14 protein-coding genes are annotated in these 11984 nt (G+C 64.0%); 4 read left to right on the top strand and 10 right to left on the bottom strand.

The window, feature by feature from the left end; genetic code table 11:
* The first annotated feature begins 10 nt into the window (after positions 1-10).
* Genes D6201_RS05640 through D6201_RS05655 form a run of 4 tightly spaced genes read left to right on the top strand, consistent with a single transcriptional unit; the run spans position 11 to position 2620 of the window.
* Entirely contained in the window at positions 11-829 is an 819-nt protein-coding gene (locus tag D6201_RS05640; protein WP_133303952.1) for a hypothetical protein, read from the top strand.
* Entirely contained in the window at positions 826-1257 is a 432-nt protein-coding gene (locus D6201_RS05645) for a VOC family protein (RefSeq protein ID WP_120047921.1), read from the top strand. Before D6201_RS05640 ends, D6201_RS05645 begins: the two co-directional genes overlap by 4 nt.
* 32 nt (positions 1258-1289) lie before the next feature.
* Entirely contained in the window at positions 1290-2000 is a 711-nt protein-coding gene (locus tag D6201_RS05650; protein ID WP_120047922.1) for a PepSY domain-containing protein, read from the top strand.
* A complete protein-coding gene (locus tag D6201_RS05655; protein WP_120047923.1) occupies positions 1997-2620 on the top strand; it encodes a trimeric intracellular cation channel family protein in 624 nt (207 codons plus the stop codon). The genes D6201_RS05650 and D6201_RS05655 overlap by 4 nt, the downstream gene beginning before the upstream one ends.
* 6 nt (positions 2621-2626) lie before the next feature.
* Here D6201_RS05655 and D6201_RS05660 read toward each other — a convergent pair whose 3' ends face one another.
* From D6201_RS05660 to D6201_RS05705, 10 genes are all read right to left on the bottom strand, one after another.
* On the bottom strand, positions 2627-3415 hold the full coding sequence (locus D6201_RS05660) for a hypothetical protein (protein ID WP_133303953.1): 789 nt from the start codon (positions 3413-3415) through the stop codon (positions 2627-2629).
* 91 nt (positions 3416-3506) lie between these two features.
* A complete protein-coding gene (locus D6201_RS05665; RefSeq protein ID WP_120047925.1) occupies positions 3507-4124 on the bottom strand; it encodes a hypothetical protein in 618 nt (205 codons plus the stop codon).
* Positions 4125-4252: 128 nt separating this feature from the next.
* Positions 4253-6397 carry a prolyl oligopeptidase family serine peptidase gene (locus D6201_RS05670; RefSeq protein WP_120047926.1) on the bottom strand — a complete coding sequence of 715 codons (2145 nt, stop codon included), beginning with the start codon at positions 6395-6397 and terminating at the stop codon, positions 4253-4255.
* Between the two features lie 83 nt (positions 6398-6480).
* Positions 6481-7848, bottom strand: a complete 1368-nt coding sequence (locus D6201_RS05675; protein ID WP_242447447.1) for a serine hydrolase domain-containing protein — start codon at positions 7846-7848, stop codon at positions 6481-6483.
* Positions 7849-7941: 93 nt separating this feature from the next.
* Complete coding sequence (rplQ, locus tag D6201_RS05680) at positions 7942-8361, bottom strand: 50S ribosomal protein L17 (protein WP_120047928.1); 420 nt, start codon at positions 8359-8361, stop codon at positions 7942-7944.
* Between the two features lie 82 nt (positions 8362-8443).
* A complete protein-coding gene (locus tag D6201_RS05685) occupies positions 8444-9499 on the bottom strand; it encodes a DNA-directed RNA polymerase subunit alpha (RefSeq protein ID WP_120047929.1) in 1056 nt (351 codons plus the stop codon).
* 115 nt (positions 9500-9614) lie between these two features.
* Positions 9615-10004, bottom strand: a complete 390-nt coding sequence (gene rpsK / locus D6201_RS05690) for a 30S ribosomal protein S11 (RefSeq protein ID WP_047005430.1) — start codon at positions 10002-10004, stop codon at positions 9615-9617.
* Positions 10005-10055: 51 nt separating this feature from the next.
* On the bottom strand, positions 10056-10424 hold the full coding sequence (gene rpsM / locus D6201_RS05695; RefSeq protein WP_120047930.1) for a 30S ribosomal protein S13: 369 nt from the start codon (positions 10422-10424) through the stop codon (positions 10056-10058).
* Between the two features lie 289 nt (positions 10425-10713).
* Entirely contained in the window at positions 10714-11259 is a 546-nt protein-coding gene (locus D6201_RS05700) for an SRPBCC domain-containing protein (RefSeq protein ID WP_120047931.1), read from the bottom strand.
* 39 nt (positions 11260-11298) lie between these two features.
* Positions 11299-11949: an adenylate kinase gene (locus D6201_RS05705; RefSeq protein ID WP_120047932.1), complete on the bottom strand. Its 651-nt coding sequence runs from the start codon at positions 11947-11949 to the stop codon at positions 11299-11301.
* Positions 11950-11984: the final 35 nt, after the last annotated feature.

Raw genomic sequence — 11984 nt, forward strand, 5'->3', positions numbered from 1 at the left:
GTCGCCTGAAGTGAACATCAGGGATCGCCTCCCAGCCCTTGCGGCTATCGCGATCCCGGTGGTGGCGGGTGCCGTCTGGATGTGGCTGGCAGGAGCGCCGCCGCATTACGCCCTCGTCAATCTCGGCGCGCTTGTTCTTGTTTCGCCTTGGGTGCTCTTCGGACGCGGACCGCACACCTCGCTCAGCCGCCATCTGCTCGCCGCCGCAATGCTGCTGGTGATGCTGAGCCCGATTTGGATCGGGCAGGAGCTACGCTCCATCACCGGCCATACCGTGACCCGCTGGTTCCCTCTTGGCCCGCTCAGCCTGCACACCGGCATGATCGCCGCGCCCGCACTCGTGGTGCTCGCAGCCCGCAACCGCAAATTCACGGCGCCGATCCTGCTGGCGGCCCTGCTCGCGGCATGGCTGCAACCCGATGCGGCCACCGGCTTTGCGCTGACAATCGCCGCTGTCGGCATTCATCATGTCACGAAGGACTGGCGCGTGGGTGTGACCGCGATCATCGGTTTCCTCGCATCGATTGAGATGGCGATGCGCGGCGAAATTCCGCCGCAGCCTTTCGTCGAGCGGGTGCTGGTGGATGCGATGATGCCGAACGTGGCCGCTGGCATGGCCTTGCTGCTGGCTCTCGCCGCCAGCTTCGCCCTCCTCCTCTACGCCATCCCGTTCGACCGGACCAAGCGCTTCGCCCTCGCCGCCTTGTTGCTGGGCTTCACGGTCATGTCAGTGATGACAAGCTATCCCACACCGTTGATCGGCTATGGCGCCGCGCCCATACTGGGCTTCGGCATCGCCCTTGGATTGCACAGCATACCGCAGAGATGAGCCAGCTTTCGCCCTTCCACCTCGCCTTCCCGGTCGACAATCTGGAAGCTGCACGCGAGTTCTGGGGCGGCGTGATGGGATGCCCGGAAGGGCGCTCCTGCGATGACTGGATCGACTTCGATTTCTACGGCCACCAGATCGTCGCCCATCAGGCGCCCGCCATCGTCGCCAAGGGCGGCCATGGCAGCAATCCGGTGGACGGACACGATGTGCCTGTCCCGCATTTCGGCATCGTGCTCGATCTGGCGGACTGGAAAGCGCTGGCCGAGCGGCTAAGCGTCGCCGGTGTCGAATTCGAGATCGCGCCGCATATCCGCTTCGAAGGCGAGCCGGGCGAACAGGCGACGATGTTCTTTCGCGATCCCGCGGGCAATGCGATCGAGATGAAGGCGTTCGCCGACCGGTCGAAACTCTTCGCCAGGGACTAGGCGCACCGCAAAGCCCGCATTATGGGGCGCGCATGGCACGGCAGAAATTCATGCGCCGCTTCGCACGCTGGCATATCTGGCTCGGCTGGCTGGTCGGCCTGCCGATCCTGATGTGGACCGTTACCGGTCTCATCATGGTCTGGCATCCAATCGAAGAAGTGCGCGGCAATCACCTTCGCAGCGATGCAAGCCAGATCGATATCAGCCTGCCGCCGTCCATCGCGCTCTCGCCGGAGTTGGATCTGGCAGCTGGAAATGTCGAGCGGATCGAGATCGCTGCCCCGCTCGGCACGCCTGTCCTGCTTGCCACCTCTCGCGACGGCAGCGTTGCGCGGTTCGATGCCGTGAGCGGAGAGCGACTGCCCAGGCTCGATGAGGCGGCGGCAAAGCGCGTTGCCTTGCTGGGCCTCGCCGACTCCCGACAGCCAGTCACCGCGCAATTCTTCGAGGCCGATCATGTGCCCTTCGACTTCCGCAGACCGATGCCTGTGTGGCAGATCACGACCGAGGACGGCACGCATGTCTATGTCGGTGCCGACACGGGCCGCGTAGAGGCGGTGCGGACGCGCTTCTGGCGCATCTTCGACTTTGCCTGGGGGCTGCACATCATGGATCTCGAAACGCGGGAGGACACCAGTCATCCGCTATTGATCGGCTTCGCGTTTCTCGGCGTGATCGGATCGCTGCTCGGCTGCGTACTGATGTTCAGGCGGCGTCGCGCGCGGACGAGAGTCGCGCCATGAACGTAGAGATCCTGACACCGCTGCTCGACGTGCTCGATATTCTCGGCGTCGCGGTGTTCGCGCTTTCGGGTGCGCTGCTCGCCGCGAAGGATCGGCAGACTTTCGTAACGATGGTGTTCTTTGCCCTGATGACCGGCGTTGGCGGCGGGACCGTGCGCGATTTGCTGATTGGTGCGCCGGTCTTCTGGATCAGCGACCCGTGGATCGCCTTCGCCTGCTTCGCCGTGGCGCTGCTCACCTGGATGACGCCGACGCGCTGGTGGGAAGGCAAGCTGCTGGAATTCGCCGATGGCGCGGGGCTCACCGGCTATGCCGTCCTCGGTGCGGCCAAGGCGCTGTCCTACGGCGTGCCGCCGGTCCCGGCGGTGCTGATGGGCGTGGTGACTGGATGCGTGGGCGGGATCATCCGCGACGTCGTGGCCGGCAGGCCGTCCATCATCGTCGGGCCGGAGCTCTACATCACGGCAGCAACGCTATCCGCCGCCCTATGCGTGCTCGGCGAAGTGATCGGCCTGCCGCGCATACCAGTATGGATTGCCGCCGGGACGGCAGGATTTCTCCTGCGCTCGGCCGCCATTCACTGGAAACTCGCCCTGCCCGCCTATTCGCGGGAGGCCTGAGCGCGCTCAGCCCGTCGGCTCGCCGTAGTCGGTCGTACCGCTCATGTCGTAACGGCCATCGGTTCGGGCGTCGTCATAGCCCTCCTCACCCGGCAACGGTCCACCGGGATATGCCGGCTGCGGGCCATCGCCACGCGAGGTCACCGCGGGCTCGTCGCGGTAGGAATACGCCTCGTCCGCAGGGGTGCGCGTTGCCGCGCGTGCGCGGGCATAATCCGATGCGCTCCATTGCGACCCCGTGTCGGCGCGGTTCCGGCTGACCGCTGCGCTGACGCCGTACTCGATATGACGAACGCGGCCGTCATTGCCGATCGTGCAGGTCCAGCCTTCGCCATTCTCCAGCACGCCGGAGACATACCAGCCATTGGCAGCTCGGCGGGCTTGTGTGATCTCGTCCACACGCGCGCCATCGCGCTCCACGGCGTCGGCGCACATGTCCGCCGCCCGCTCCAGCCCGCTTTCGCGGTAATCGCGATCGGAGCGACGGTCGTCGCGGTCGGGATAGCGGCGCTCGGCCCGTGCATCGCCACGCGAGCGATTGGCGATGGTCGCGATGGTGCCCAGGATAATCGCCCCGGTGATCACATCGCCGATACCGATGCCGCGATGGCGATTGCGATGGCGGTAGCGGCGATAGCGGTGGTGATGCGACTGCTCTGCCGCCGCGCCCGTTTCCACGAAGTCCGGAGCGGAGCCGATTGCGGGAAGCTCCACCGCACCTGCCGGCGTGGCGGCGAGAGAAAGCGCGGCCATCATGCCTGCGCAGGACGCGATCTTCGATTGTAAACGGGCCATGCCCACCCCCTTGGATATGAATGACGAACGGCTAGGCGGCCCAGGCTGACATCAGCCTGAACCGCCCGGCGGTCTGCGGGATTGCGGAGCTCTAGAGGCCGCGAATTCCGCTGAAGTCGATATCTACGACACGGCCGTTGCGATAATCGCACTCGAAGCGGCCTTCGTCCCAGCCATTGTTGCGGTAGCCGCGACGGTAATCCCGGCGATCCCGGCGGTCGCGATAACGACGGTCGCGATACCCGTAGTCTTCGCGAACGGCGATGCGACCCTCGATCTCGTAACCGCGACGCTCACGGTCGATATCGCGAATTTCGTAGACTTCGGCGCGCGATCCGGTCCAGCGCTGGGCGGCACGTTCGGCGGCGCGGACGCATTGCTCGACGGCGCGGCGGCTGGAATTGCGGCCATAGCCGTCATATCCGTTGCGATAATATCCGCGATCGCGATGGCGATAATTGCCGCGATAATCGCGGCGGTCGCGATAGCGGTAATCATCATAACGATCGTTGTTGCGCGAGCCGAGAATGGCGGCGAGACCGCCCAGGATCACTGCGCCGGCAATGATTTCGCCAGCGCCGATGCCGTCATCGTCACGATCGCGATAGCGATCTTGCGCGGCTGCGGGAGACGCCGCGGACAATGCCATCGCGCCAGCCGCAACGGTGGCGAACGAAGCTTTGGCCAGGGCTTTGGTCTTGTTGGTCATGGGGCTTCTCCTAACGGTGACACCGACAACGCGCCGATGATGTGACCGTTCTAGGAGAAGCCCCTTGAGATGACGCTGAACTTTGCCGTTAGGAAACGTTCAGGAAAGAACCGACTTTCCTGAACCCCTCATTCCGGCGCGTCCAATCCGGTCCAATAACCGAGAAAGCCGAGGATATCCGCCGCTTCGGCAATCGCCTTGTCGGTCGGCTTACCGGAACCGTGGCCCGCGCGCGTCTCGATCCGGATCAGCTGGGGCCGTTCGCCGAGATCCTCGGCCTGCAATGCGGCGGTGTATTTGAAGGAGTGACCCGGTACGACGCGGTCGTCCGTGTCGGCCGTCGTCACCAGCAGCGCCGGATAATCGGTGTCGGACTGGATATTGTGCAGCGGGGAATAGGCCCGCAGAATGCGCCAGTCCTCTTCACGATCCGGATAGCCGTAATCGTCGACCCAATATCGACCGGCCGTCCACTGGTCGAAGCGCAGCATGTCCATGACGCCGACCGCGGCATTGCCCGCCGCGAAAAGATCGGGCCGCTGGTTCGCAACAGCGCCGACCAGCAGGCCGCCATTGGAGCCGCCCTGTATGGCAAGGCCATCCTCCGGCGTGATGCCCTGCGCAATCAAATGCTCACCCGCCGCGATGAAATCGTCGAACACATTCTGCTTGTTCGCGCGGCGACCGCCATCGTGCCACGCCTTGCCATATTCGCCGCCGCCGCGAAGGTTCGCCATGACAAAGGCCCCGCCAGCTTCCACCCAGGACAGACGGCTGGCAGAGAAACCCGGCGTCAGCGACACGTCGAAGCCGCCATAGCCGTACAGCAATGTCGGCGCGGCTTCGCCGCTGGCCGCCACATCGGCGCGGCGCACGATGAACATCGGCACGCGCGTGCCGTCCTTGCTCGTGTAGAATTGCTGTTCGACCACGAAGTCTTCGGGATCGAAGCTGATTTCGGGGGCGGCGAAGGTGCTCGTCTCACCCGTCACCACATCATAGCGATAGATCGTGCTCGGCCGATTGAAGCTGGAGAAGCTGTAGAAGGTTTCCGCATTGTCCGGACTGCCGCCGAAGCCGCCCGCGCTGCCGAGACCGGCAAACTCGAGCTCGCGCACCAGCTCGCCATCGAGCGTGTAGACATAGGCGCTGGAGGAAGCGTCCTCGAGATATTCGAGCACCAGATGTCCGCCGACCAGCGATGCGCTGGCAATAGGCTGGTCCCGCTCCGGAATCACCTCGGTCCAGCCTGCGTCCGGATCGTCCATGTCAATGGACACGACCTTGTACAGCGGCGCATCGGCATTGGTGGTGAAGAACAGGCGGCTGCCGACGCTGTCGATGGGCGACCAGGCGTTATCGAACCCGGTGATCAGCGGCTCCGCCCTCCAGCCCCGCGTATCGCGCGCGTCGAGGTCCACCACATGGACTTCGTAGCGGGCATCGGTGCCGGTGGAGGAAATGATCATCATCCAGCGGCCATCGTCACTGATGCCCGCAGTGTGGTTGCGCTCCGCGTGGTCGGGGGTGGAGAACACCACCTCGTCCTCCGCCTGCTCGGTGCCGAGCGCGTGATAGTACACGGCCTGGTTCATGTTGAGCGCCTGAAAGTCCTCGCCCTCCTCCGGTTCCGGGAAGCGGGAGTAGACGAAGCCATCCTCTCCGACCCAGGCCAGATTTGTGAACTTGGCCCAGCGGACATCGCCGCCGATCTGTTCGCCCGTGGCAACATCCATGACGCGCAGGATGCGCCAGTCCGTGCCGCCGTCCTGCACGCTGTAAAGCAGCTTTGAGCCGTCGGGAGAAGGCACCCAGCCGCCCAGCGCGGTCGCGCCGTCCTCGGCCCATTCATTGGGATCGATCAGCTTGCGCGGCTCGCCGTCCAGCCCGTCGCGCACGTAGAGCGGCGACTGGTTTTCGAGGCCTGCATTGCGATTGTAGAAATAGCGATTGCCCCGCGCCACGGGTACGGAAAAGCGCTCGTAGTCGGTCAGTTCGCCGATGCGGCTGGCAAACCAGTCGCGCGCCGGCAGGTTTTCCAGATAAGCGTCGGTGACGACGTTCTGCGCCTCCACCCACGCGGCGACCTCCGTGCTGTTGCGCACATCCTCTTCGAGCCAGCGATAGGGGTCCGCGACCTGCTCGCCGAAGATCGTCTCGACGACATCGCCCTGCCGCGTTTCCGGATAGTCGGGCGCGGTCATGTCCTGCGCGCTAAGCGGCATGGAAACGGTGGCGAGCAGCGACGCGGCTGCGATCAGGGTGCGTGTCATGAAACCTCATCCAAAAGCGATCCGAACTGGCAGTATAGTTGGCGATGAAACCGCCTCGTGACAAGCGCTCTTGCGCATAAGTGTCAGAGATCGTTGAGCTCGAAGATGACGTCGCGCGTCAGCTGCACGATATCGAAGCCGCTTCCGCCCGCCGGGTCTTCCCCGCGGCGCACGATGACGAGATCTTCGCTCGGCACGACGACGATATACTGGCCCCGATTGCCGCGCGCGGCGAAAGCATCGGCGGGGATGCCCTCGAAGGCGCCCATCGTCCACCAGCCGGCGCCGTATCCCCACTGCGTTTCGTCGGGTTGCGGCCCGGTGGGCGAGGAAACATAGGCCGTCCACTCCTCCGGCAGCACCTGCGTGCCGTCGGGAAGCTGGCCGTTATTGAGATGGAGCTGGCCGAGCCGGGCGAGATCGCGCGCCGTCGCCCAGACCTGGCTGGAAAGGACGTAATCGCCCGCCCAGTCCGTTTCCGGCATGGTGTGGTTCATGCCCATTTCGCGCAACACGCGGCCCGGCGGCTTGCTGTCGAACGTGTCAGAAATACCCGTGATCGCCGCCAGCGTGTCGTTATTGGCATAGCGCCATACGGTACGGGGACGATGCAGCAAGGGCCAGTTCGCGGCCCGCTCGCGGACGGTCGTGCCACCGTAATAGAGCGGATCGGTGCGGTTGCCGGGCGTATCGGAATAGCGACCGCTGGCCATGCGCAGCGCCTGATCGACGGTGATGGCGCGGCGGGGATCCACGTCCGACACGCCAAGCCCGGCAGACTGCTCGACGCGCGCTTCCCCACGCTGCACGGCCGCGCCGACGATGGTGGCGGCAATGCTCTTGGCAACTGACCAGGTTCGCTGGGGCACGCGTGGTCCGAAACCGGAAGCGTAGGCTTCGCTAAGAAGTTCTCCGTCATTCACGATCACAACCGCCGTGGTGCGGGCATCGGCGCCGTATTTTGCGTCGAAACCAACATCGGCAAGCGGATCGCGGAGGAAATTCTCGCCTTCGAGATCGAAATAATCGGCGTCGCGCCGGAGCCGTTCGAAGAGGTCGACATCCTCGACCGGGACCGGAGAGCCCGTCGGCAGGATGGCGCAGCCGCGCGCCGGTCTTTGTACCGCGACGCGGGGCGGCATATCGTCCGCCCATTCGACAGCGACATAATCGATGTCCTCGTCATTACCGCGCGCGATGCGGGCCGGCATGTCGCCGATCAGCGAGGCAAGCGGTTCCTGGATGCCCGCCAGCTCCCACTCCTCGACGCTCTCGGCCGTGCGTGACGTGCCATTGCGTTCCGCATTGGCGATCGCTCCGCACATGAAGAGCGCCTTGTATCCGGCAGCCAGTGCGCGGTCGTAGCGTTCGTCCAGTTCGGACTGCGGTATCGATTGAGCGGCTGTAGGGGCGGAGGCGAAGGCAAGCGCGGCGGCTGCCAGAACGGGCATGCGAAACATGCCGCCCCTTTTGGCAGCATCCGCGCAAAAGAAAAGGGCCGGTGGGATCTCTCCACCGGCCCTTTCGCGAATTCGATGAGAGACTTAGGCCTCTTCGAAATCTTCCGACGTCATCATCGGGCCGCTGTCCTGGCCCTTCGCGTCCTCGTCGCGGTCGACGAGTTCGATATAGGCGATGGCCGCGGCATCGCTCGAGCGATAGCCGGCCTTGATCACGCGGGTGTAGCCGCCGTCACGATCCTTGTAGCGCTCCGCCAGCACGTCGAACAGCTTGGTCAGCTGGGCGTCGTCGAGCAGGCGGCTATGCGCCAGGCGACGATTGGAAAGGCCGCCACGCTTCGCCAGCGTGATCAGCTTTTCGACATAGGGGCGCAGTTCCTTCGCCTTGGCGGTGGTGGTGAGGATCTGCTCGTGCTTGATAAGCGCGGCTGCCATGTTGCGGAACAGCGCCGTGCGGTGCTGCGACTTGCGGGAAAGCTTACGGCCGGAAATTCCGTGACGCATATTCTGTACTCCGTTCGAAAAGGGCCCGTCTTACGGAAGCCCAGTGCTGGCGGCGCTTCAGGGTGCGCCGCCATTACCCTGATCAGCCCAGCAGTTCCTGTTCGAGCTTCTTGGCCATTTCTTCGATGTTCTCCGGCGGCCAGCCGGGAATGTCCATGCCAAGGCGCAGACCCATGCTGGACAGCACTTCCTTGATCTCGTTGAGCGACTTGCGGCCGAAATTCGGCGTGCGCAGCATCTCGGCTTCGGTCTTCTGGACCAGGTCACCAATATAGATGATGTTGTCGTTCTTGAGGCAGTTGGCAGAACGCACCGACAGTTCCAGCTCGTCGACCTTCTTGAGAAGGTAGCGGTTGAGCTGGTTGGTATCGCTTTCCTGCGGCTCTGCAGCGACGCCGATCATGGCGGCCTGCGGCTGCGGAATGCCGTCTTCGAAGTGGACGAACAGCGTCAGCTGATCCTGCAGGATGCGCGCGGCATATGCGATTGCATCCTCGGGCGTGACGGTGCCGTCGGTTTCGATCGTGAGGCTGAGCTTGTCGAAGTCGAGCTCCTGCCCGACGCGGGCGTTCTCGACCTTGTAGCTGACCTGCTTGATCGGCGAATAGAGGCTGTCGACCGGGATCAGGCCGATCGGCGCATCGGCCGGACGGTTGGCCACGGCAGGCGAATAGCCCTTACCGGAATCGGCGGTGAGCTCCATATTGAGGTTCGCGCCCTCGTCCAGGTGGCACAGCACGAGGTCCTTGTTGAGGACTTCGATATCGCCGGAAACGGCGATGTCACCGGCCTTCACTTCACCCGGGCCGGTTGCGGAAAGCTGCAGGCGCTTGGGGCCTTCGCCTTCCATCTTCAGCGCGATCTGCTTCACGTTGAGGACGATATCGGTGACATCCTCGCGCACGCCGGCGAGCGAGGAGAATTCGTGCAGCACGTTCTCGATCTTGATCGAGGTGATGGCGGCACCCTGAAGGCTGGACAGGAGCACGCGGCGCAGCGCGTTGCCGAGCGTCAGGCCGTAGCCACGCTCGAGCGGTTCGGCGACGAAGGTGGCCTTGCGCTTCTTGTCGCTGCCTTCCTTGACGTCGAGAGTGTTGGGCTTCTTCAGTTCCTGCCAGTTCTTCGTATTGACGGACATGGACTTCCCCTAAGGTATCGTGGTGGCGCAAAAGCCGCGTCGGTCTGGAACCGCCGCGGCCGATGCGAATGACTGTTGGTGCGCCCGGCCGGATGCCGAGCGCGGCAGGCTTCGATCAGACGCGGCGACGCTTGGACGGCCGCACGCCGTTATGCGGAATGGGCGTCACGTCGCGGATGCTGGTGATGGTGAAACCCACCGCCTGCAGCGCCCGCAGCGCGCTTTCACGGCCCGAACCCGGACCCTTGATCTCCACTTCCAGCGTGCGCACGCCATGTTCGGCGGCTTTCTTGCCGGCGTCGTCGGCGGCAACCTGGGCGGCATAGGGCGTCGACTTGCGGCTGCCCTTGAAGCCCATCATGCCGGCGCTGGACCAGCTGATCGCATTGCCCTGCGCATCGGTGATGGTGATCATCGTGTTGTTGAAGCTTGCATTGACGTGCGCGACGCCGCTGCTGATATTCTTCTTGTCGCGGCGCCGTACCCGGCCTGGTTCGCGTGCCATGTTTCGAATTCCTCGTATTTCGTCAGAAGGAAAAGCGGGGCTGAGCCCTGCCTACTTCTTCTTACCGGCGATCGGCTTGGCCTTGCCCTTGCGGGTGCGGGCGTTGGTGTGCGTGCGCTGGCCGCGGACCGGAAGGCCCTTGCGGTGACGCAGGCCGCGATAGCAGGCGAGGTCCATCAGACGCTTAATGTTCATCGCGGTGTCACGGCGAAGATCGCCTTCCACCGTGTAATCGGCGTCGATGGTTTCACGGATCTGCAGGACTTCGCCGTCCGACAGGTCCTGAACGCGGGTCGCATGATCGATGCCGAGCTTGTCGACGATCTTGCGGGCCGTGGTCGGACCGATACCGTGAATATAGGTGAGCGCGACGATAACGCGCTTGTTGGTGGGGATGTTTACCCCGGCAATACGAGCCACTTACTTCTCCATGCTCCACAGGGAAACGGGATGGCCATTTGAGGCGCCCGCCCTATCTCATCGCTGTTACGATCAGCCGCCCGTCGCCAAACACGAAAAGAAGGCGCGCTTGAAGCTGCCTTCGGGAATCTCAAAAATCTGGGCAAGTGGCCGATCAGGACGCGCAGATAGGGTGATTCCCCCACCACGTCAACAGGCGAAGGCGAGCATGCGGCAAGCCGCAGCCCGTTTCGGTCCTCCCGAGTTGTCCGTTGCTTATAGCGCGCCGCGGCTGGCTAGTCAAAATGGCCTATCCGGGGTCGTCCACAGCATCGCCGACTTCGGCGACCAGGTCAGCGAGAAATTCGCCCTGTACGCTGTCGACCACCGGTGCGATCTGGGCGAGATCGAAACGCGTCTCGCCGCCGGTGACGTACTCCCAAGTGATACGGGTGCCCGCTTCTTCGTCCTCGAGCGTGACGGTCAGCGTTCCGGCCAACCCCTCGCTCTGCAGCGGCCCAAGCGAGCCCGACATCCGTAGAGTGCTGCCCGGCTGGACGAATACGACGCGCATGTGCTCCACGGAACCGGCGGCCCAGCCATCTGCGGCGGGCAGCGTTTCGCAGAAACACCCACCTGCGCGCGCTTCGAGTCGAAGATTTCCGCTATCGTTCGACCAGGTGTGCGACCACCAGTTTTCGGGCTGCAGCAATGCGTTCCAAACCGCGCGCCGGTCGGCTGTGACCACCGCGCTGTGACGCGTGGCGAACCCGCCCACGCTGCTTTCGATGATTTCTGCGTGAGCTGGCGTGACGACGGCTACAGCGAGCGTCGCGGCGGTAATAACAGTTTTCATGCAGCCTCCCCTACTCTGCTAAGAGAGATAGCCGCCAGGTCAGGCGGAGGCCAAGACCTTCTCGATCGCGGTCGTCACTTCATCGATGCTGGCCATGCCATCCACCCGGCGCACGGTGCCACGCTCCTCGTAGATCGGCAGGATGGGCGCCGTCTTGTTGCGGTATTCCTGCATGCGCGTACGCACCGTCTCCTCGGTGTCGTCGGGCCGCCGCTTGAATTCGCTCGCGCCGCATTTGTCGCACACGCCTTCGGTTTCCGGCGGCTTGTGGCGATCGTGATAGCCCGCGCCGCAATTCGCGCAGGTGAAGCGACCGGTGATGCGATCGACCAGCGCGTCTTCATCGACACCCAGCTCGATCACGAAGTCGAGCGAACGGCCATGCTTGTCGAGGATATCGTCTAGCGCGTGCGCCTGTGCCGCAGTGCGCGGATAGCCATCGAAAATCGCGCCGACATCGTCGCCCATATCGGAAAGCTTGGCGTCGATCATGGCAGAGACGATGTCGTCGGAGACGAGTTCGCCCGCATCCATGACGGCAGCCACCCGGTGGCCCAGCGCCGTATCCGCCTTGCGCGTTTCGCGCAGCATATCGCCGGTAGATAGCTGCACCATGCCATGATGCTCGACGAGAAGGTTGGCCTGCGTGCCCTTGCCTGCGCCCGGAGGGCCGAGAAGGATGATGTTCATGGCTTGAAGCGAATCCCCATTGCTTGTCCCTGCAA

Origin of the sequence: Aurantiacibacter aquimixticola, from assembly GCF_003605475.1 — a bacterium.
GTDB classification, from domain to species: domain Bacteria; phylum Pseudomonadota; class Alphaproteobacteria; order Sphingomonadales; family Sphingomonadaceae; genus Alteraurantiacibacter; species Alteraurantiacibacter aquimixticola_B.